General features: G+C 37.5%; 18 protein-coding genes. 10 read left to right on the top strand and 8 right to left on the bottom strand.

Features of this window, described 5'->3' with window-relative positions:
• Positions 1-235: 235 nt before the first annotated feature.
• Both RUH74_RS07225 and RUH74_RS07220 read left to right on the top strand, forming a co-directional pair.
• Positions 236-910, top strand: a complete 675-nt coding sequence (locus RUH74_RS07225) for an AlkZ-related protein (RefSeq protein WP_313799607.1) — start codon at positions 236-238, stop codon at positions 908-910.
• Positions 911-1,072: 162 nt separating this feature from the next.
• The gene (locus tag RUH74_RS07220; RefSeq protein ID WP_313799606.1) at positions 1,073-2,281 is read left to right on the top strand and encodes an MDR family MFS transporter; all 1,209 of its coding nucleotides are present in this window, start codon (positions 1,073-1,075) and stop codon (positions 2,279-2,281) included.
• Positions 2,282-2,378: 97 nt separating this feature from the next.
• Here the strand turns inward: RUH74_RS07220 and RUH74_RS07215 are convergent, their stop codons facing one another.
• Together RUH74_RS07215 and RUH74_RS07210 are read right to left on the bottom strand one after the other, a co-directional pair.
• Positions 2,379-3,671 carry a DUF5068 domain-containing protein gene (locus tag RUH74_RS07215; protein WP_313799605.1) on the bottom strand — a complete coding sequence of 431 codons (1,293 nt, stop codon included), beginning with the start codon at positions 3,669-3,671 and terminating at the stop codon, positions 2,379-2,381.
• Between the two features lie 578 nt (positions 3,672-4,249).
• Positions 4,250-4,471, bottom strand: coding sequence for a hypothetical protein (locus tag RUH74_RS07210; RefSeq protein WP_313799604.1), 222 nt, complete (start codon positions 4,469-4,471; stop codon positions 4,250-4,252).
• 534 nt (positions 4,472-5,005) lie between these two features.
• Between RUH74_RS07210 and RUH74_RS07205 the strand changes: the two genes are divergently transcribed.
• Entirely contained in the window at positions 5,006-5,869 is an 864-nt protein-coding gene (locus RUH74_RS07205) for a DUF2167 domain-containing protein (RefSeq protein ID WP_313799603.1), read from the top strand.
• An 81-nt stretch (positions 5,870-5,950) separates the two neighbouring features.
• Here RUH74_RS07205 and RUH74_RS07200 read toward each other — a convergent pair whose 3' ends face one another.
• On the bottom strand, positions 5,951-6,139 hold the full coding sequence (locus RUH74_RS07200; protein WP_313799602.1) for a hypothetical protein: 189 nt from the start codon (positions 6,137-6,139) through the stop codon (positions 5,951-5,953).
• A gap of 647 nt (positions 6,140-6,786) precedes the next feature.
• On the opposite strand from RUH74_RS07200, the gene RUH74_RS07195 reads away from it, so the two are divergent.
• The 7 genes from RUH74_RS07195 (at position 6,787) to RUH74_RS07165 (ending at position 14,707) form a co-directional block, all read left to right on the top strand.
• Positions 6,787-8,529 (top strand): ABC transporter ATP-binding protein, encoded by a 1,743-nt coding sequence (locus RUH74_RS07195; RefSeq protein WP_313799601.1) that lies wholly within the window; start codon positions 6,787-6,789, stop codon positions 8,527-8,529.
• Positions 8,526-10,262, top strand: coding sequence for an ABC transporter ATP-binding protein (locus RUH74_RS07190; RefSeq protein WP_313799600.1), 1,737 nt, complete (start codon positions 8,526-8,528; stop codon positions 10,260-10,262). The genes RUH74_RS07195 and RUH74_RS07190 overlap by 4 nt, the downstream gene beginning before the upstream one ends.
• A gap of 173 nt (positions 10,263-10,435) precedes the next feature.
• The gene (locus RUH74_RS07185) at positions 10,436-10,756 is read left to right on the top strand and encodes a transposase (RefSeq protein ID WP_313799599.1); all 321 of its coding nucleotides are present in this window, start codon (positions 10,436-10,438) and stop codon (positions 10,754-10,756) included.
• Between the two features lie 576 nt (positions 10,757-11,332).
• Complete coding sequence (locus RUH74_RS07180) at positions 11,333-11,773, top strand: MarR family winged helix-turn-helix transcriptional regulator (protein ID WP_313799598.1); 441 nt, start codon at positions 11,333-11,335, stop codon at positions 11,771-11,773.
• A gap of 19 nt (positions 11,774-11,792) precedes the next feature.
• The gene (locus RUH74_RS07175; RefSeq protein ID WP_313799597.1) at positions 11,793-12,527 is read left to right on the top strand and encodes a glucose 1-dehydrogenase; all 735 of its coding nucleotides are present in this window, start codon (positions 11,793-11,795) and stop codon (positions 12,525-12,527) included.
• A 147-nt stretch (positions 12,528-12,674) separates the two neighbouring features.
• Positions 12,675-13,856 (top strand): MFS transporter, encoded by a 1,182-nt coding sequence (locus RUH74_RS07170; protein WP_313799596.1) that lies wholly within the window; start codon positions 12,675-12,677, stop codon positions 13,854-13,856.
• Between the two features lie 17 nt (positions 13,857-13,873).
• The gene (locus RUH74_RS07165) at positions 13,874-14,707 is read left to right on the top strand and encodes a MerR family transcriptional regulator (protein ID WP_313799595.1); all 834 of its coding nucleotides are present in this window, start codon (positions 13,874-13,876) and stop codon (positions 14,705-14,707) included.
• 91 nt (positions 14,708-14,798) lie between these two features.
• Here the strand turns inward: RUH74_RS07165 and RUH74_RS07160 are convergent, their stop codons facing one another.
• The 5 genes from RUH74_RS07160 to RUH74_RS07140 all read right to left on the bottom strand — a co-directional run bounded on the left by RUH74_RS07160 (position 14,799) and on the right by RUH74_RS07140 (position 21,184).
• On the bottom strand, positions 14,799-15,755 hold the full coding sequence (locus tag RUH74_RS07160) for a ketopantoate reductase family protein (protein WP_313799594.1): 957 nt from the start codon (positions 15,753-15,755) through the stop codon (positions 14,799-14,801).
• Between the two features lie 197 nt (positions 15,756-15,952).
• Positions 15,953-17,404: a carbon starvation CstA family protein gene (locus tag RUH74_RS07155; protein WP_313799593.1), complete on the bottom strand. Its 1,452-nt coding sequence runs from the start codon at positions 17,402-17,404 to the stop codon at positions 15,953-15,955.
• Positions 17,405-17,562: 158 nt separating this feature from the next.
• Positions 17,563-18,294: a LytR/AlgR family response regulator transcription factor gene (locus RUH74_RS07150; RefSeq protein WP_313799592.1), complete on the bottom strand. Its 732-nt coding sequence runs from the start codon at positions 18,292-18,294 to the stop codon at positions 17,563-17,565.
• A complete protein-coding gene (locus tag RUH74_RS07145; protein ID WP_313799591.1) occupies positions 18,260-20,032 on the bottom strand; it encodes a LytS/YhcK type 5TM receptor domain-containing protein in 1,773 nt (590 codons plus the stop codon). The genes RUH74_RS07150 and RUH74_RS07145 overlap by 35 nt, the downstream gene beginning before the upstream one ends.
• 312 nt (positions 20,033-20,344) lie before the next feature.
• Positions 20,345-21,184 carry a TetR/AcrR family transcriptional regulator gene (locus RUH74_RS07140; protein WP_313799590.1) on the bottom strand — a complete coding sequence of 280 codons (840 nt, stop codon included), beginning with the start codon at positions 21,182-21,184 and terminating at the stop codon, positions 20,345-20,347.
• Positions 21,185-21,257 lie beyond the last annotated feature (73 nt).

Below are 21,257 nucleotides of genomic sequence, written 5' to 3'. Positions count from 1 at the left end.
TCTCCTTCTTCCTACTCTTAAATAACTACTTGTGATTACCTAAAAATCTGCTTTCTTATTATGGCACATAACTTAAAAAAAGATGAAAGAATTTGCCTAGGGACGAAGGGACAGGAACCTTGTCCCATTTATTATTAGCTATATTTTCGGGTCAGCACTATGTCGTAAAAAGAAGGGGATTTTGTAATAATTATCGAAGATAGAAGGAAAAGATTTATATAAAGGAGCTTTGCTGATGGATTATAAAGTGAAAACGTATGAGGAAGCTGTAAAAATAGTGGAAGCGATCGGATTACTGCCTCTAGCCCCTTTGATACCTGATTTCCCATCCTTGAATAGTATTACTTCAGAAGAATCTTGGCATTCTGGGACTGAATATGATCCTTGGAATTGGAGGACTAAATTTTCTACAGATGGGGTGGCAGGGTACGGGAAATTTATGAAGAAAAAGTCAGTACTCGTATCCCGCCAGCTGCTCCCTTATGTTAAAAAAGTTCTGGGATATAATGATTCGGTTGAGGAGCGGTATGATAATGGGAACGTATCTAAAGAAGCATTACATCTTTACAGAATTATTAATCAAGAAGAGGGAATCGACACAAGGGCATTAAGGACGAAAGCAGAAATGCGGGAGAAGGAAAAAAAGAAGATATTTGAACAAGCATTAGTTGAATTGCAAGGAACAATGGATATTGTCATTTCAGGCATTCAGGAAAAAAGGAATGAGGATGGGGAAAAGAATGGCTGGAGCAGCACTTCTTTTGAAACGTATGATTCTTGGGCAAAAAGAAATCAGATAGAATCAATTGGACTAGATAGGGAGGACGCTAAGAGGTATCTTCTGACTCACTTTAAAAATGTATGCTCGAACGAAACCGCTGTAAAAAAGCTTGAGAAGATTCTAGTTTGAATTAGTAGGCATGAGAATATAGTATAAACCAATTAATTGCAAAAAAATGTTTAAAAGGAACACGCCTTCGATTATAATCAACATAATCGAACGTGTGTTTTTTTGTGGCAATTTTTTTGCAAATTGGTTAGGCAGTTTCTATTAGAAAGGGATACTTACATAATGAAAAAGACAAAATCATTCCATATTCTTGTTTGGGTTATCCTAGGGGGCACAGTTTTTACAAGAATAGCAAGTTTTATGGCTATTCCGTTTTTGGCTTTATATTTGCATAATACGCAGGATGTTCATCCGATATTAATTGGACTTACGGTAGGAGTAGCGCCGCTTGTTTCAACAATTGGCGGTTTTATCGGCGGGTATTTAACGGATCGATTTGGGCGAAAAAAGGTCATACTCACAACCATTTTTGTTTGGAGTTTCGTCTTTATTGGGTTTGGTTTAGCAAAAAGCATTTACTTGTTTATTTTCCTAAATGCGTTAAATGGTTTATGCCGCTCATTTTTTGAGCCGTCGACACAAGCGTTAATGATTGACTTCACTGAACCGAATCAGCGCAAAAGAATGTTTACGCTTCGGTATACAGCCATAAATATCGCTGGTGTCATCGGTCCGTTGCTAGGGGCTTACATTGCTACTGTTTCAACGCAAAGCATTCCATTTTTTATTACAGGTTTTATGTATTGTTTGTATGGTGTCTTTCTCTTCGTTATTTTAAATCGCTATACGATGCGACAAGTAATCAGCAAGTCACCGGTTCATATTTATCAAATGCTAAAAATAGTGTCTTCTAATCGTGCGCTTGTTTTCTTTATTTTAGGGGCGATCTTTATTAATATTGGGTATTCTCAATTGGATTCTACTATTCCGCAATTTTTAGAAATGAATTTCGAAAATGGGGTTTATTTATATTCAGTTATTATTTCATTAAATGCTGCAATTGTTATTCTGCTGCAATTTCCAATTAGTCTTTGGAGTGAAAAACTATCGGCTGTCAATGCAATGACCATTGGGATCATCTTTTTTGTTGCCGGTTATATTCTTTTTATCTTTGGAACCAATCTCCCCATGCTCATTGTGGCTATCACTGTTATCACATTAGGCGAAATTTTTACATTTCCTTCTATGAATATACTCATTGACCAAATAGCACCTGATGATCAAAAGGGAACTTATCTAGGAGCTGCTCAATTTAGAAATATCGGCAGCTTCGTCGGACCGATCATAGGTGGATGGCTATTGACGTTTGGAAGTGGAGCCTATTTATTTGGCACAATGGCCTTGCTCGTATTGCTTAGTATTATTTTTTACCGGGCGGGAGACCATGTTGCCCAGTCTAATAAAGAAGTACAGAGATTTGAGGCTTTATAGAAAAAGAATGGGACGAGGGGCTAGGAACCTCGTCCCATTCTTTTTTAAGATAGGGACAAGGGACCTGTCCCTATGTCCCGCATTTGAAGTGGGCAGATTATTTTAAAGTAAATGTAACCTTTTTTCCTTTTGAGAGGTCTTTTGCTTCTTTATCTCTCATTGGGCCGATTTCGACTTCAAATGATTTGTCTTTCCAAATTTTGTCATACATTTCTTTTTCTAATACATAGATTTGCAGCAACTCACCTGTTGTTCCAGGTGCAATGACATCACTATATTTATAATTTAATAACATGCCTTCGTTAAGCATGTATTGTGTTCCGTCATTAACTGTTAGCTTAGAACTGATTGAGCTTTGGGCAATCTCTGAAGCACCTTTATTATCAATATTAAACTTTACAGTTAACAGAACAACCCCATTATTGAAGGCTTCGAATCTCGGGGCTTCTACTGCGTTTGGTACAAATTCAGTGAATTGATACCCATCCAAAGTAACAGTGGCATCTCCTAATGGTTCGCTTTTTCCAATCCCGCTTTTTTCTTCGATCATAGTTTTTGTGCCCCAGTCATCAACAGTTGCCTTATCTTGATAAAAGCTCTTATTGCCTTCTACTTTCTTCTCGCCGCTTTCATTGAGGGACAGTGTGAATTGTCCTTCTTTTCCGAATGAAGAAGAAAAATCATCCTTTACAGCTAGTGGGGCAGGAACTTCTATTGCTGCAGTTGATACGTTAAGTACTTGTTTTAAATGATCATCACCAAATGGATACGTATAATAGCCAGAAATAGTTTCTCCAGATTTAATTAAGTAACCATTAGAAGGAGCAAGTTTTGTTGGGAGCTGTTCATTCTCTGGCAAAAGATCTCGGTAATTATTGTAAGCCTTCTCAGCACCTGTAAAATTCAGATAAAATGCAGGCATATAATAGGCATCTTTATCCGTTTCATTCTTTACGGTATATTTGGCAATGATGACGCCGCCGTTCGTTTGATCATTAAATGGAATCATAAAATCAGTATGAAAGTCTTTTAATTCAACAAGTTTATAGGCATCTAATGTAACAGAAACACCTTCCATCTCGTGTGTTTGTGGCGTGTCATTTTCATAAAGGATCTTAGTCGTTCCTTCTGTTTCCTTCTCCATATAACTAATTAATTCCGAAAAATCACTTGAACTTTCACTTTCTTTTGTATCGACTTCTTCCGTTTCTTCCTCAGTTGCCTTTTCTGTATCTTCACTATTTTCCTTTGCATCCTCTTTCGCTACAGCTGTTTCTTTTGAACCTTCTGTTTCCTTCTCCTTAGATGCTTGCTTATCTCCACTACAGCCTGCTAGAACGAATGCAGCCGCCAGCATAGTAAGGAGCAGGGTAACTAGTTTTTTGGACATAAATCTAAACAACCTCCAAATAAAAATTATTCTCTAATCCTACTATAATATGGTAATACCACAAGGGTAAAAAGGTTCAATGTTGGCAAAATATACCTAATGATAAACAGAAGTGATCTATGCCAATTGGACTAAAAAATGGATTTTGATACATGTTGTTGTTTTTGTGTAAATAAATGAAGTGTTAAAAGGCTTAAATGATTATATGAAAATAGATGGAATTTTTCAGTTGTTTTAAACATCTTAGCAATATGGCTGCAGTATAATATATAATGATTATTTTGTTGCTTGCTGAATCATAAAAAAGAATAAGAATACGTAGTGTGAGACAAAAATATTATCCTTCAATAGGAAAGAGATAGGGACAAAACTAAATAATCCACTTCTAAATCCGAATAATAAACTTTACTAAACACGTAAATATAATAAAAACCGAACTACTCTGAAGCTCTAACATAGAGTTTCAAATAATAGTTCGGTTTTTCATTTGCTGAAAACCTTTTGTCCCAGCCATTTTTCATTTTTGATTTTAAAGTGGCATGATGAACGACACTTTGGCACTTGTTTTGATCTTCCGTTTATCTTTTCTTCTTTTTTGAGTTATCGATAGGTGTTTGGTTTTTATTTCCCTTTTTTTCTAGGAGAACTTGTACGTGGAGTTTTTTTTCATCTAAGCTGGTAACACTCGAAATCTTCCCTTTTCTCCCTTTAATTGTTAAAGTTTCACCAACAGTTGGAACTCGATTAAGCAGCTGACTTAATATAAGATCTTTATTTTCAAAAAAATAAACAGTAAACATTTTGGCCTCCTCTATTTCATATTAAATGTGATATTCTACTTCTTTAAAAAATATGTGATGATCGATAGATTAAGACCAAGATTATATATAGAAAATGATCATTTATTATTTCCCTGCGATAATGGATTGAGATGTTTATTTATATGATATAAAAGTCCTTGGTTCTTTAGTTGTGTAAATAAAAAGAGAATTAATGATACAGATACTAAAAGATAGAAAATTATAAAGATCAAAGCTTGTATAAATAGTTCGATTTACTAAGGTTTACAGAGTGTTTATATAAATAAAAGCATCCTAAATATTACCAAGTGAGTAATTAGAATGATTTGCTAAGTAAGCTGAAATCACTGCCCTAATCGGTTGTGAAAATTATGTAATTGTGCCCATTTTATTACAATAATAGTGTGATAGAATCATAAATGGGTAATTTTGGTATGCGATTAATTAAAAGGAGGATATAGTAAGTATTTTTTTTTGTGTAATTGGAATCATAAATTTTTTATTTGAATGAGAGATCAGGAGGAAATTTTCATAATGAAACGATTGATGTTAATGTTGTTTGTACTATGCATGATGTTTAGTACGACAGTTGCTGCAGAGGAAGATTATAATTGGATTGAGGGAGGTCAAACGGTTGATCTTGGGGGCATTGCCACAGTTGACCTTGATCCTGAATTTGTCTTTCTTGATGCAGAAAATACAAAGAAAATGAGTATGGATTATGGGGACCCGGTTACAGGTCTTGAAGTGGGCAGTATCTTTCCAATGGATGAGAATGCAACTTGGGCAGTTTTTTTTGACTATGAAGAGACTGGTCACATTAAAGATGCTGAAAAAGAAAAAATAGATGCAAAGGCACTATTAAAGAGCTATAAAGAAGGTACTGAGGAAGCAAATAAGGAACGCCAGCCTGGTGACCGTTTCCATGTAACAGGCTGGGATATTAAGCCGTTCTATGAGGAAAAAACACATAATCTAACTTGGTCTATGTTACTTGAAGATGAAAACAAAGAAACATTTTTAAACTATAATACAAGAATCCTAACAAGAGAAGGAAATATTTCTGTCGTTCTTGTAACTGATCCACAAAACCGAGAAGCGGATAAAAAGATTCTAGAAGAAAAAATCCTTTCAAAGTTCAAGGTAAATGAAGGAAAAAGATATGAAGACTTTGATAAGTCTACTGACAAAGTCGCAGATTACGGGTTAACTGGACTTATTCTAGGTGGTGCAGGTCTTGCAGTAGCTAAAAAGGCGGGTATTCTTGCTGTTGTTCTTGCGTTTGGGAAAAAATTCGGCGTAATTGTGGTAGCCGCTATTGCAGCTTTATTTGGATTCCTTAGAAAAAAGAAAAGAAATAATCAATCAACTAATTCAGATGATTCTTTAAATCAATAAATGTTTTAGAAATAAAAACCTCTTAGGAGTAATACGGGCTAAGAGGTTTTTTGCTTTTTGTATTCAGAGTGCTTCGTTTAATTACAGCCAACTTTCAGGGGTGAGGAATACTTCAGTGACTACTGAAAAGAAAACAATGACTAAAATGGCTACAAGCTTGTATATCCCCTTTTTTGTTAACCTGTTATTTGCAGCGCTATCTTTTCTTGTGATAATAAGAGCCGCAATTAATCCAATAATCGCAATGGTTAAAGAAAAATAACCAGCCATAATGATCAACTCCTTGTCTACTAAATGATACATTCATTTATGCCTATACATTGTAGAAGTACTCGGGTAAGTAGTATTTTAACTAGTTGCTTTACACTTTTTTCAAAAATATTATAACGTTACTAACATTAAAAAAGAATGGATGATCTGTGAACAATGAGATTCTGGTTTTATGTATAAAAGTGAGATGTACTAGGAAGAGTACAAGGATAAATATTCTTTTGTTATGTAATCTGACTGTTGACAATTATTAGATAAAAATGGTAATCTTCAAGAACACTAAATAATTTTACAGGGAAAGTGGAGGCGGTTTGTTGCCAAAGCTTGATGAAAGGAGGAACGGACAATGCGAGATCTTAGAACACGCTTGATAGTTATTAATTTCATACATTGTCCATACCTCTTCTCTGTATAATTGTGAATTCCTTTATACGATAAAAGGTATAGGTACGACTCCTATGCCTTTTCTAGAGATGCATGCTCTTTCTAGGGTATGCATTTTTTTATTGATGGAATTTTTTAGTGGAGTAATTTAAAGGGAGTCGATGACGATGCGAAACAGATTGAGATTATTGATTTTTAATGGTGGGTTGCTGGATAGTGGGTAGCAAATCTTCACAGTTTGAGAAGGAAAGAGGGTATGATACATGTTTGATGTCTTAGGAAAGCTAGGCTGGTTTTTTAGACAGTATTGGAAGCAGTATACCATTGCGATTATTTTATTATTGATTGCCACTTTGTTAGAAGTGGTCCCGCCATACTTACTTGGATCCATTATAGACATAATCACAGCTGGTGAAATGACAAAAGCGGTATTAGGTCAATATATACTGATTTTCGCTGCCATTATTGTCTTTGGCTATTTTTTGAATTTCTTTTGGCAATACCGTTTATTTGAAGGAGCACTTAATCTTGAAAAATTAATGCGCCGTAAATTAATGCGGCAATTTTTGAAAATGACGCCGACTTTTTATGAGAAAAATCGGACTGGCGACTTAATGGCGCGGGCAACGAATGATTTGAATGCTGTCTCTCTAACAGCAGGATTTGGAATCATGACATTAATGGATTCCACGTTATTTTTAGGTTCGATTATCTTTGCAATGGGCTTTATGATTTCATGGAAACTAACTTTTTTTGCCATGCTGCCGGTGCCGATCATGGCCGTATTAATTCAATATTTAGGGAAGCTTGTCCATGAAAGGTATATGAAGGCACAGGATGCATTTGGTGAACTAAATGATAATGTTTTAGAGTCTGTTGCTGGTGTGCGCGTGATTCGTGCCTATGTACAAGAGTGTAAAGATGAAAAGAACTTTGCGGATATGAGTGAGGAAGTTTACAAGAAGAACATGCATACGGCAAAGATTAATGCATTATTTGGGCCGATAACCAAAATCGGAACAGGCATTAGCTTTGTTGTTGCGCTTGGTTACGGTGCATTTCTTGTATCAAATGGGGAAATGACGGTTGGCCAGCTGGTTACTTTTAACGTCTATTTAGGGCTTGCTGTATGGCCAATTTTTGCCATTGGTGAGTTAATTAATGTGATGCAGCAAGGGAATGCTTCACTTGACCGTGTGCAGGGAACACTTAATTATAAAGCGGATGTACAAAACACGAATGATCCTATTGTAATGAAGTCACCGAGTACGATTGGTTTTGATGATTTAATGTTTCAATACCCAACAAGCCAGGTAAAGAATTTACAACAAATCTCCTTATCATTGAAAAAGGGGGAAACGCTTGGGATTGTCGGCAAAACGGGGGCAGGGAAAACAACTTTCTTAAGACAGCTGCTGCGTGAGTATCCAATTGAAGAGGGTCAATTAAATATTGGCGGAATTGATATTGCTTCCCAAACAAAGGAACAAATTCTTGATTGGATTGGATATGTTCCGCAGGATCATGTGCTGTTCTCACGTACGATACGAGAAAATATTTTATTCGGAAAAGAGGATGCAACAGAGGCTGATTTGATGAAAGCTATTCATCTTGCATATTTTGAAAAGGATTTGGAAAATTTACCAATGGGCCTTGAAACCCTTGTGGGGGAAAAAGGTGTCTCCTTATCAGGAGGGCAAAAGCAGCGGGTATCGATTGCTCGTGCGCTTATCAAGGATCCGGAAATATTAATCTTAGATGACTCATTATCAGCAGTGGATGCAAAGACGGAAACGAGGATAATCCAAAACATTCAGAGTGAACGGAATGGGAAGACGACAATTATTACGACCCACCGTTTATCGGGTGTGCAGCATGCGGATCAAATTATCGTGTTAGATGAGGGACAAATTACAGAGCAAGGAACGCACGAGGAGCTGCTCAGACAAAATGGCTGGTATAAGGAACAATTTGACCGTCAACAGCTAGAAGGAGGCGCGTCATGAGCACAAGTAAACGATTAACGAAGTATGCCATGTACTATAAGGGACCTATTTTTCTCGGGTTATTTTTCTTAACGGCTGCTGTATTTACCGAGCTTGCAGGTCCGTTCATAGCTAAATATATTATTGATGAACATATGACCATCGGAAAAATTGAAGTAGAGCCGATAGCCTGGCTGCTCTGTTTATATTTGATCTTAGCAATTGCAACCGCCATTTTACGTTACTTTATGTATATTTATTTGCAAATGGGTGCGAATCGGGTAGTGCAAAAGCTGCGTAAGGATGTATTTGGGCATATTCAAACATTGCCGATTCAATATTTTGACCATCTGCCAGCGGGAAAAATTGTTGCACGTGTCACGAATGATACAGAAGCAGTAAGGAATTTATATGTACAGGTGCTTTCGAATTTTGCGACAAGCTTCATTTCCATTGCAGGTGTGTATATGGCGTTGTTTATTTTAAATTGGAAAATGGCACTGATCGCCTTGGTCATGATTCCGATCGTTTATCTTTGGATGATTTTATATCGAAAATATGCATCGCAATATAATGAAGTAATTCGAACAAAAATTGCTGATATTAATGCAATGATTAATGAATCTATACAAGGGATGACAATCATTCAAGCCTTTCGCCGTGAAAAGCAAATGACGAATGAATTCGATGAGATGAATGAGGAACACTATGCTTATGGGAGAAAACTATTGTTCTTGGATTCGGCCACCTCATTTAACCTTGTAAATACATTACGGCTTATTATGTTTACAATATTTATCATCTATTTCGGGACGCAATCGTTAACGGCTGTCGAGATAGTGTCTGCTGGGACACTATATGCATTTGTTGATTATTTAACGAAGTTATTTAATCCGATTACGAATGTCGTTAATCAGTTTTCGCAGCTTGAACGCTCACTTGTTGCTGGAAAACGTGTGTTTGAAGTATTAGATTTAACTGGAGAAAAGGTTTCACAAGAAACGATGCCGAGATATGAGGGAAATGTTGTATTTAAGGATGTGTCATTTGCCTATAAAGACGATGAATATGTGTTGAAGCATTTATCTTTTGAAGCAAAGCGCGGAGAAACAGTTGCACTTGTTGGTCATACGGGGTCAGGGAAAAGTTCAATTATGAATCTGCTCTTTCGATTCTATGACCCATCAAAAGGGAACATTTTGATTGATGGAATAGATATAACAGCTATGCCAAGACAAACGATTCGCCAGCATATGGGGATCGTTTTGCAAGATCCGTATTTATTTACGGGAACGATTGCATCGAATGTAAGTTTGAATGACCCAAGGATAACAAGGGAAAAGGTTGAAGAAGCATTGAAGGCAGTAGGAGCGGAACGAGTACTTGGCCATCTTGAAAAAGGCATTGATGAACCTGTTATTGAAAAAGGCAGCACGCTGTCTTCCGGCCAGCGACAGCTTATTTCATTTGCACGTGCGCTTGCCTTTGACCCGGCAATATTAATATTGGATGAAGCGACATCGAATATTGACACAGAGACAGAGGAAATTATTCAGCATGCGATGGATGTGTTAAAGAAAGGCCGTACAACATTTATCATTGCCCATCGGCTATCAACCATCAAAAATGCTGACCGCATTCTCGTATTAGACCGCGGCATCATAAAAGAACAAGGCACCCATGACGAACTGCTCGCCCAAGGCGGCATCTACAACCAAATGTACCAAATGCAAGCAAAATCACTTCAGGTATAGGGACAGGGGGACAGGAACCCTGTCCCTTTTTTTGTGTGAATGGGACATGGGGACAGGAACCTTGTCCCAATTCTTTTTGGACCCGAGGTCCGATGCTAAAATTATTAAAGGAAACTTGGATTCCATGTTGAATATTTAAATAGGAAAAAACTAATAGAAGAGGTGATTTATGAATGCCAAGGGAAAAAAGGCGGAAAAGCAGTAATGGAATCTATCATATCATGCATCGAGGTATAAATAGACAAACTATTTTCGAGGATGATGAAGATCGGATTAGGCTGTTGAAAACAATAAAAAGGTATAAGGAAATTAGTAAATGTAAGATCTATTGTTATTGCTTGATGGATAATCATATTCACTTATTATTGGAAGAAACAGAGGAATCCGTTTCGAAAATAATGCAAAGAATTAGTGCAAGCTATGTATATTGGTATAACAACAAATATGAGCGTTGCAGACATTTATTCCAGAAAGATTTAAAAGTGAGAATGTAGAAACAGTCTCAAGTTTTTTAAAGGTTCTTCGCTATATACTCCAAAACCCTGTCAAGGCTGGTTTAGCAAATAATATATTTGAATGTAGTTGGACAAGTATAGATGAATTTTACGGCCATGCGACCCTCGTAGATACTGAATTTCCCCTCCATTTATTCTCTCCTATAAGAAGCAAATCCCTACAATTATTTTCTGATTATATGCAGCTTTCCAATGATGATCAATGTTTAGATGACCACCCAAAAGTTAGGATGTCCGATTCAGAAATTAGAAGGTACTTAGCTAAATTCGGATTTACTGATCACAGTACTTTACAACGAATGGAGAAAGCTAAGAGAGATGCTATAATTCGGGAGATGAGAAGCCTAAATGGTGTTTCAATAAGACAATTAGCCAGGATAACGGGGATATCAAAAAGTGTGATTGCTCGTATTCGTTAAATAAAAGGGACAAGGAACCTGTCCCCCTGTCCCGAAGATTAAATACTTTTAAGTGAAATAGTTTAATGTTAAACTATATTCGCAGGCCATAAAAGAAATGCTTCACTGATACTCTGGGTTATTTAGGAGGAATATTTTGAACCAAACAAATATTTTTAAGCTTATTCAGGCGATTGAACAAATGAATAATGATAACATCATGAGATTTACGAAGGCATTTTCATACCCAATAGGCATATCACCCATATTGGTATTAAGTGAGCTGCGTACGAAGGGGCCTCAGAAGCAGGTTGAATTAGCGGAAACAGTTGGCTATACGAAAGGTGCTATGACAAATATTGCAAACAAGCTTGTTAATTTAGAACTTGCAGAGAGGCTGTATGATGAAAATGACCGTCGTACTATTAAGTTAAAAATAACTGCTGCTGGGGAACAAGCATTAACCGAAGCACAGAATATCGGGAAAGATGTTTTTACTCAACTATTTGAAGTGCTGAATGAAGAAGAAATTAATCAATATTTACGTATTCAAGAAAAGCTAGTAAAGCGTATTCAAGATAGAAGAAATCAAAATTAATATTATAGGGGGAAATAGCATGGGCAGATTAAATGAAAAGGTTGCGATCATTACAGGAGGAGCACGTGGAATGGGGGCTTCTCATGTGCGTGCATTTATAAAAGAAGGTGCGAAAGTCATGATTGCTGATATTCTTGAACAAGAAGGAAAAGCATTAGCCAATGAACTAGGGGAAAATGTGAAATTCATTAAGCTCGATGTAACTAAAAGAGCAAATTGGGAAGAGGTTGTTGCAGAAACTGAAAAAGCCTTTGGTCCTATTAATGTATTAGTCAATAATGCTGGTATTAGTATGAATCGATCAATTGAAGAAACATCAGAAGAGGATTACAGAAGAATTCTTGATATTAATCAGGTTTCTGTATTTCTTGGTATGAAGTCAGTTATCCCTTCAATGAAAAAAGGCAATGGCGGTTCGATTGTAAATATTTCATCTATTAACGGTCTAGTTGGGGGAGCAATCGGTTATACGGATACAAAGTTTGCGGTAAGAGGAATGACAAAGGCTGCTGCGCTTGAATTATCACGTTTTGGTATTCGTGTAAATTCCGTTCATCCAGGAGTAATTGAAACGCCAATGATTCTACAAGAAGATTCGAAAGAGGCAATCCAGGAATTTGCTAAGTATATTCCTTCAGGTAGAGTGGCTAAACCAGAAGAGGTTTCGAATCTTGTTGTATACCTTGCCTCTGAGGAGTCCAGCTATAGCACAGGCTCCGAGTTTGTGGTAGATGGCGGATTAACGGCACAATAAGAAATAAAAAAATGGAGAACCTATTTAAAAGGAGCTCCATTTTTTTATGATTTACAAAGCGTGGCACAAAGTATTTGACTCTATAGTTGCAATAGGGTTTATATTGTTTCTTATACGTTTTGTATTTAGAAAGTGAGTAGAGAAACGATGGAAAAACAAAATACAACATTAGCCATTTTATTGATGAATTTATTTATTGCATTTTTAGGTATTGGGCTTGTCATCCCAGTGATGCCAACAATTATGAATGAACTGCATTTATCAGGTTCAGTTGTTGGGTATCTGGTTGCAGCGTTTGCAGTTATACAATTACTTGTATCCCCGCTTGCTGGCCGTTGGGCGGACTTGTTTGGGCGCAAAAAAATGATCATTCTTGGCCTCTTATTTTTTAGTGTGTCGGAATTGTTATTTGGAATGGGGAAAACCGTAGAAGTGCTCTTTATTTCTCGGATGCTTGGCGGGTTAAGTGCAGCGTTTATTATGCCTGCGGTTACAGCGTTTATTGCTGATATAACAACAGTTGAAACGCGTCCAAAAGCATTAGGCTATATGTCAGCTGCTATTTCAACCGGTTTTATAATTGGTCCGGGAATTGGAGGGTTTTTAGCTGAAATTGGCACGCGTGTTCCATTTTTTTCAGCAGCAGTGCTTGCGTTAGTTGCAGCCATTTTATCAATCATTACGCTTCGTGAACCAGAAAGTAATCATGAAGAGCAAGTGGAGGAGAAAAAGTCGGGGATTAAACGAATTTTTTCACCGATGTATTTTATCGCTTTTATGATCATTTTAATCTCTGCATTTGGCTTAGCCTCATTCGAATCATTATTCTCCCTATTTGTTGATCATAAATTTGGCTTTACTCCAAAGGATATTGCGATTGCCATTACAGGAGGAGCGATTATTGGGGCAATTGCACAAGTTGCTTTATTCGACCGTTTAACATTATACTTTGGTGAAATTCGTTTGATTCGCTACTGTCTTATTTTTTCAGCAATCCTTGTAATGATTATGACTGTTGCAAGCTCTTATATAAGCATCCTAGTTGTTACCTTTGTTATTTTTGTCGGCTTTGACTTAATGCGCCCGGCTGTTACATCCTATTTGTCGAAAATTGCTGGTAACGAGCAAGGATTCGTTGGCGGGATGAACTCAATGTTTACAAGTATCGGAAATGTGTTTGGCCCTATTGTTGGCGGAATCTTATTTGATGTGGATTTAAATTATCCGTTTTATTTTTCTGCAGTCTTCTTGGTAATTGGTATTGCTCTTTCGGTTGTTTGGAAACAGCCAATACAGATGAAAAAGGGAAGGCCTCAAGAAATAAGATAGAAAAAGGAAATGATGGAATGGAAGAAACACTATACACAATTGGAGAGGTAGCAAAATTGGCGAATGTCTCGATTCAGACACTTCGATATTACGACCAGATTGGATTATTAAAGCCTGCTTACGTCGACCCGGAAACAAATTATCGATATTATAAAGACTTACAGCTATACCACTTAGATTTAATTAAGTCGCTTAAATACATTGGAACATCGTTAGAGGATATAAAGAAGGTTCAGCAGTTAAAAAGAGAAGATTTATTGCAGTTTATGAATGAACAGGAGCAGATTATTGAGGCTCAGCTTGCCCGTTTAAGAGAGATTCAACAAAATGTCGTGCATGCAAAAAAGCGTATTAAAAAACAGTTAAATTATCCTTTGTTTGGTGAAGTGGTTATTAGGCAAGAGGAAGAGATGCGCATCATACAAGCGGCTGCAAAAAATTTGACTCCTTTAGATCTCTTAAACGCATCGTATAGTGAATTAAAAATAATTGTTGAGGCGGAAGAAGGGGTAATTAATAATAGCTATGGAGCCATTATATCTTATCAGCCATATTCACATATTGATGAAATTACCTATACGAAAATATTTACGCCAATTTTAACAGATAAACGAATCTCCACGTTTTCTAAAGAGATAGAGGTTTCGAAAATTCCTGCTGGCCGCTATGTGTGCATTTACTATATTTTCTCTCCTGAAGTATACTTCCAAAATTTAAAAAAGCTTATGGATTATGTATCCAGCCATAAGCTTCAAGCAATGGGCGACATTTATGAATTATTTACATCCAGTAACTATTCACCAAACGAACACGAATACATCGTAGAAATGAAAATCCGTATATCTGATTAACAGGGACGAGGGGACAGGAACCTCGTCCCTGTTTTTGTGAAATCTTTTCCCCCATGAAACTTATAACTTTGAATCTAGTTTTCTGTGTGTGTTAGGGGCAAGTGGGACGAGGAACCTGTCCCCCTGTCCCGCTACAAGAAACTTGTCCGTATACTTCTAAATTTGCATATATTGCTGAGAGAACGGGTGATTCGATTCCTTGTTTTTTTGCGTGACGGAGGAGGTAGCCGAAGAAATGATCGGCTTCTGTTAGCTGTTGTTTCTCCATATCTCTTTGCAGAGAAGATTTCATCTCATAGCTAAGTCCCATTATTCTTTTTAGTTGTGTTTCTTCAATGTGGACATCAATAGGTGCCTCAACCTTTCTCATGATAAAGGCTGTTTCATTTAGGAGCTTTTGAATAGTTTTCAGTCCGTACTCCTGCTCACGGATAGGTCCGATCGGTGAGCGGAATAGGGAAGTAACACCAGAAAAAGTCGTGATAAATAAATATTTATGCCACATATCCTGTTCGATATTTTCGGAAAGGGTAAAGGCGGCCTTTGTCCCTGAAAAAGACGCTTGAAGTGAAAGGATTCGATCGGTTATTTTCCCTGAGCGTTCACCAAAGACTAAATCATGAGCAGGACTTGTTTGAAGGATTTTTCCTCTGTGATCAAGTGTGGCTTCAATAAAACAGAGGCCTCCAAGAATATGCTCTTCTCCAAATTCATTGATTAACGTATCGAGATGTGCATAGCCATTCAGAAGGGGCAGGATCATAGTATTTTCATTTACATAGGAACGAAAGCTTTCCATTGCGCCTTTAAGCTGATAAGCTTTTGTCGAAATAAGAATGACATCAAACGGGCCTGCGCTCTCTCCGCTCAAAAGTGTTTTTGGTCGCAGTTTCAAATCGCCATGAATACTTTCAATAATAAGCCCATCCTGATCAAGCTGCTGCTTTCTTTTTTCTCTAACTAGAAAGGTTACATCTTCTCCCTTTTCCGTCAGACGACCGCCAAAATATCCTCCGATAGCCCCTGCTCCAACAACTAAAATTTTCATATGAACGCCTCCTATTCCCATTTTTAAGAGTGCACGCAAGGACGTGCACTCTTAAAGTTTAAAGACTCCCAAATATTTTTAGGGGATTCTGGAAATTTTTTTGACTGCAAATTTTTCTACCATATCTCCAAATTCGGACAAGAACTCTATTCCTATATCAGATGTATATGGGACGAGGAACCTGTCCCCGTGTCCCGTTAGGCTGCTTTTTTCCAGTTCGATACATCGTCTTCAAGTGGAAGGGCGAGCGTTCGGTTCTTTTTAGCGGCATGGAAGAATAATGCGACTAGGATGACTGTGCCAATGGCAGAACCGATCCATGAAGTAGTCATTGGTAGACGGAATCCGATTGGAGCATTTAAAATATAGGCTAAAACCATGACTAGCATGAAGGTGCCAGGTATGAGTGAAACCCAGTAGTTTTTCTTAGCGATGTATAGATACATGGCTCCAACGAATAAGGCAATAACGGCTGTCGATTGATTAGCCCAGCTGAAATATCTCCATAAAATATTAAAATCAATCTGAGTTAATCCAATTGAAAGAACAAAAAGTGGAATGGCAATCCATAAACGGCTTGAAATTTTCTTTTGTGCAAATTTGATATAATCAGCAATAATCATACGTGCACTTCGGAAAGCAGTATCACCTGAAGTAATTGGCAAGACAACAACGCCAAGTACAGCAAGTGTCCCACCAATACCGCCAAGCATCATTTTCGACACTTCACTTACGATCAGCCCTGGTCCGCCAGCAGCTAATAGATCATTCAATCCATTGTAGCCATCAAATAGGCTCATAGCTGCAGCAGCCCAAATCATAGCGATAATTCCTTCCGCAATCATCATGCCATAGAAAATTTTACGGCCTTGATTTTCGTTTTGTGTCGTTCGAGAAATAATGGGCGTTTGTGTAGCGTGGAAACCTGAAAGAGCACCACAAGTGATTGTAAAGAATAATAATGGAAAAATAGGTGCATTGTCAGGATGAAAGTTACTTAACGAAATTTCCGGTATTTTAGCACCTGTAACAAATAAGCCGATAAGTACACCTAAAGCGCTAATTAACAATAAAGCGCCAAAATAAGGATAAAGACGACCGATAATTTTATCAATTGGCAAAAGAGTAGCTAAAATGTAGTAAAAGAAGATGGCTCCAATAATAAGAAATAAGGCTACCTTCCCATCCATTAGCACGTGGAGAAGGTTTGCTGGTGTAGTAACAAATACCGTTCCAACTAACAGTAGTAGAAGAAGGGCAAATGCGTTAACAACATGCTTCATCACTTTCCCTAAAAATTTGGTAGCAAGTTCAGGCAGATGAGCGCCACGGTTACGAATGGAAATCATCCCCGTTAAATAATCGTGAACAGCCCCAGCAAAAATACAGCCGACTACTATCCAGATAAAAGCAACAGGTCCATATAGTGCTCCCATGATTGGACCGAAGATAGGTCCCGTTCCGGCAATATTAAGCAGCTGGATCAGAGAATTCTTTTTGGTACTCATTGGAATGTAGTCAACACCATCCGCTTGAGTGAGGGCGGGAGTTGGCCGTGCTGCTTTCACGCCAAACATTTTTTCAATATATTTTCCATAAGTAAAATAACCAATAATTAAGAGTGCGATACAGACCAGAAATGTAAACATAAAAAACCTCCTTAGGGAAATTTGAATGCGTTTACATAAAGTATAAGAGAGCTAGGTTTATATGTGACCACTTTGTGTCTGAAATGTAAAAATGACAGATTAAAAGGCAGTTAAGGGAGATTAAGATGCAAATAGTAGTCTGTATAATCTGATAACTTTCAAATTTCTAAACGTGCTCGTAAGGCCTTCACATAATTTCGGCTGACGGATAGCATTTCCTTTCGATTCTCCATTTCTAGTTGATAGGCTCCATTAAACCACGGGGTAAGTCGAGTGACATATTCTAGATTCACTAGATAGCTTTTGTGAATCCGAAAAAAGGAGAATGGGATTAGACGGCTTTCGAGCTCCTTAAGCGATATTTTTGTTTCATAGCTGCCCGATTTTGCGATGATTCTAGAAACCTTATCATCCCTATACATATAGATAATATCTTTTGGTTCAATATAAATAATTTCTCCATCTTCTTCGATGGCAAGCTTTCCAGCTGTTTTAATCGTTTCATGCTTGTTTTTAGAGAGTAATTGTTTTTCAATTCGTTGGACTGTTTGCCTAACCATTTCTTCGTCATACGGCTTAAGTAAATAATCGGTTGCCTCATATCGAAAGGCTTCTGCTGCAAACTGCGGATAAGCAGTGGCAAAAATGATCAATGGAACTTTTTTCAGTGCCATTAATGATTTTGCCACCTCCATTCCATTCATTTTAGGCATCTCCACATCAAGAAAAACAACATGGGGCTGAAGGTGAACAGCCTTCATAATAGCAGCTTCCCCGGATTCTGCTTCATCAATCACCTGTAACGAAGAAAAGGGTTTTAGTAAATGTTTTAGTTCATCCCTGCTGTACCGTTCATCATCCGCTATTAACACTTTGATTGTATTCTCCATTTATAACTTCCTCCGTTTGTGGAATGGCAAAGCCTATTGTGGAGCCTTTACCAAGCTCACTTTTGATTGAAAGAGCTGAATTAGCTCCGAACATCATTGTCAGTCTTCGATTCACGTTATAAAGTGCGAGTCCTGTGCCTGATTCAGAATGAATGGTTTCTTTTCCAATTCTTTTTACCTTTTCCTCCGTTATTCCATGACCGTTATCAATGACTTCAACGTATGTCATTTCTTGTTGTTTTTTTATAGAAACTTTAATAATGCAATCATGAACCCTGTCCTTAATGCCGTGCTTAATAGCGTTTTCCACAATTGGCTGTAAGGTTAATGGAGGAACTTTTTCTAGAAGGGCCTTTTCATCAATATCATAGAAGACCTTTAGTTTATCAACAAAGCGTGTTTCTTCTATTGATAAGTATGCCTTCGTGTGCTTTAGCTCTTGTTCTAGAGTAGTCATGTTGACGGTCGTTGTTGTCAGGTTTTGCCTTAAGAAGTGGGACAGGGAAACGAGAAGCTTTCGCGCTTTATCAGGATCAATTCGAATTAAGGAAACAATGATATTTAAGGAATTAAATAGAAAGTGAGGACTGATCTGTGCTTGCAGCGCTTTAATCTCGGCTTCCTTTGCCAGCTGGTATGCTTTGTCTGCTTCAGAAATTTCAAGCTGGTTGCTAAGAAGCGCACTAAGACCGGAAATCAGCTCAATAGCCAGACTCGTTACTTCCTTATCGTTGCTGAAATAAAATTTAAGTGTACCAATTGTTTCGCCTCTCTGTTTTAATGGGGCAATGACAGCTGCACCAAGCGGGCAGCTTGCTACCCGGCAATGTATCGTTTGATCGTTTGCTACAATCAGTTTGCCGTTTTGGATAACATCTCTTGTTATCTGAGTTTGAATCGGGCTATTGGGCTTGTGATGATCATCTCCGACTCCTACATGTGCGAGAATATTGGTCAAATTTGTCAGAGCAACAGCTTTTGTTTGGATTTCGTTATGCAGGATTGTACAAACAGCAAGAGCTGAGTCAGTATTAAGGCCTTTACGCAAATAAACAAGTGTTTGGTCCGCAATCCGCAGTGCTAATTGCGCTTGCGAAGCCCCTGCTTTTTCCTCTTCATTCATAACGTTTTTTATGATAAGCAGAAAGAGTGCGGAGCCGAGTCCATTTGCAATAATCATTGGCATGCCGATAATCTCAACTAAGGTAAGGGCTTTATCAAATGGCCGAGCAATGAATAGAATAATAAGCATCTGTATACTTTCTGCTAAGGCGCCTATAAAAAAAACGGTGGATAGCTTGACGTGCTTATTCTTATAGTGGAAAAATCCAGCGAGGATGCCAGAAATAATCGTAGCTGATCCACAAGCAATGCCAGTAAAACCTCCTAAAGTAAAGCGGTGAATTCCTGCGATTAAACCAGCTCCGATCCCAACTTTATAGCCCCCAAGCAGTCCAGCCAGTACAACCCCGATTACTCTTGAGTTTGCTAGCGCCTCATTGGAAGAGAGTTCGGTTGCCCATCGGTTAAAACTTTGAGTATCGGTATCTAAGGAAAGGCCGGAATAGGTCCCAATAATGCCGAAAAATCCGAAAAATAGAATAGCCGTATACTGCTGATGCCTATTTAATTTTTCACCATAGATCATATCTCGGAAAAATTTAAATCGTGTTAAGATAAATGCAATCGTTACGATAATTCCTAGTCGTTCCAGCATAGTCAGCAGCAGTTCAAACATACGAATTCTCCTTTTTTGGAAGATGCCGTTTTATCACAGATTAACGGGCTGTAGGCCCCTGCATAAACAAACAATTAGGGGTACGACAGCGGCTTATCCATGACGATGGACAGGATGTTCTAGTCAAGTGAATGCCACACAGCACGTGGTGTTTTTGTTTAACTAGCAATCTGTTTGGGATGAAGCAGCCCCCTGCGGATTGAAGTTTTTTCTCATATTAATCTCTATTTTACTAGAGTATTGAATCTTTAGAAATATCTAATATTCACGCAAATAAGAAAGGCAGAATGCATGGGAAGCATTCTGCCTTTTTTATTTTTCAAACTTGAAATACTTAAAAAGTAAATAGGAAACCCATTTACAGTGAGGATGATTTCGAATATTCTCAAGCAGTCCTTTTACAATCGCTGGACTTAAGGTTGGTTCCAAAAGATGCTGATTTATTAGTATTAATGATTCTTTTTCAATTGGATCTTCTATTTCTTTTACTATTTGTTTAATCATTTCAATGATCTGTTCGATTGATATTTCTTCTTTTATTGGGTGCTTAAGCATCCGAAAATCTTCTCTTGTTATAAATGGTACGGTCGTTTGCCTCGCTAAAAGGTTCGTTTTTTCTACAAGTGACTGACAGAGTAAGTCTCTATTCAATGGGGCATTATTAAATAAAAACAATCCGGAATAACTGTTCATCAGCCCTTTGATGCAATAAATCAAATCATATTTTGTGTGCTCAACCTTTTCGCCGTATAAACGCTCAATCAATGATAAGATAATGTCCTCCATTAATCGGTCGTAATAATGAATTTTTACAATAAGCTCTTCGTTGAATGATTGAATTTGTTCTTTAATGAAGATTTTGGCAAAGTCGGAATGCTTATGAAAAGAATTGAATGTTGAGTAGTAAAAGGTATATAAAAGCTCTTCATCATTTTTTGTGTTGTTGACCGTATAGTCAATGTCTGCGATAATCTGCATCATGAAATGATCAATTAAAGCAATGATCAGCTCGTCCTTTGACTTAAATGATAGGTAAAATGCCCCTTTAGAAATGCCGCAATAATCAGTTATCTGTTGAACAGGAGTAGCTTCAATTCCTTGCTGAGCAAAGAGTTCCAGTGCCTTCTCCATAATTAATTGTTTTTTAATCATCTATAGTAATCGCTCCTAGGCCTATTTGTTGACAAATGACTTATTAGTCATTATTATAAAAAAATGAGCTCAA

The organism is Cytobacillus sp. (assembly GCF_032154635.1).
Classification (GTDB): Bacteria; Bacillota; Bacilli; order Bacillales; family Cytobacillaceae; genus Cytobacillus.
This window is presented reverse-complemented; position numbering and strand designations above follow the sequence as displayed.

Bases quoted from the DNA above. Each gene is read 5' to 3' on its own strand.
- RUH74_RS07165 (WP_313799595.1), top strand. From the start codon at position 13,874: ATGGAAGAAACACTATACACAATTGGAGAGGTAGCAAAATTGGCGAAT.
- RUH74_RS07140 (WP_313799590.1), bottom strand. From the start codon at position 21,184: ATGATTAAAAAACAATTAATTATGGAGAAGGCACTGGAACTCTTTGCT.
- RUH74_RS07205 (WP_313799603.1), top strand. From the start codon at position 5,006: ATGAAACGATTGATGTTAATGTTGTTTGTACTATGCATGATGTTTAGT.
- RUH74_RS07215 (WP_313799605.1), bottom strand. From the start codon at position 3,671: ATGTCCAAAAAACTAGTTACCCTGCTCCTTACTATGCTGGCGGCTGCA.
- RUH74_RS07160 (WP_313799594.1), bottom strand. From the start codon at position 15,755: ATGAAAATTTTAGTTGTTGGAGCAGGGGCTATCGGAGGATATTTTGGC.
- RUH74_RS07195 (WP_313799601.1), top strand. From the start codon at position 6,787: ATGTTTGATGTCTTAGGAAAGCTAGGCTGGTTTTTTAGACAGTATTGG.
- RUH74_RS07150 (WP_313799592.1), bottom strand. From the start codon at position 18,294: ATGGAGAATACAATCAAAGTGTTAATAGCGGATGATGAACGGTACAGC.
- RUH74_RS07175 (WP_313799597.1), top strand. From the start codon at position 11,793: ATGGGCAGATTAAATGAAAAGGTTGCGATCATTACAGGAGGAGCACGT.
- RUH74_RS07210 (WP_313799604.1), bottom strand. From the start codon at position 4,471: ATGTTTACTGTTTATTTTTTTGAAAATAAAGATCTTATATTAAGTCAG.
- RUH74_RS07190 (WP_313799600.1), top strand. From the start codon at position 8,526: ATGAGCACAAGTAAACGATTAACGAAGTATGCCATGTACTATAAGGGA.
- RUH74_RS07155 (WP_313799593.1), bottom strand. From the start codon at position 17,404: ATGTTTACATTTCTGGTCTGTATCGCACTCTTAATTATTGGTTATTTT.
- RUH74_RS07200 (WP_313799602.1), bottom strand. From the start codon at position 6,139: ATGGCTGGTTATTTTTCTTTAACCATTGCGATTATTGGATTAATTGCG.
- RUH74_RS07225 (WP_313799607.1), top strand. From the start codon at position 236: ATGGATTATAAAGTGAAAACGTATGAGGAAGCTGTAAAAATAGTGGAA.
- RUH74_RS07220 (WP_313799606.1), top strand. From the start codon at position 1,073: ATGAAAAAGACAAAATCATTCCATATTCTTGTTTGGGTTATCCTAGGG.
- RUH74_RS07170 (WP_313799596.1), top strand. From the start codon at position 12,675: ATGGAAAAACAAAATACAACATTAGCCATTTTATTGATGAATTTATTT.
- RUH74_RS07185 (WP_313799599.1), top strand. From the start codon at position 10,436: ATGCCAAGGGAAAAAAGGCGGAAAAGCAGTAATGGAATCTATCATATC.
- RUH74_RS07145 (WP_313799591.1), bottom strand. From the start codon at position 20,032: ATGTTTGAACTGCTGCTGACTATGCTGGAACGACTAGGAATTATCGTA.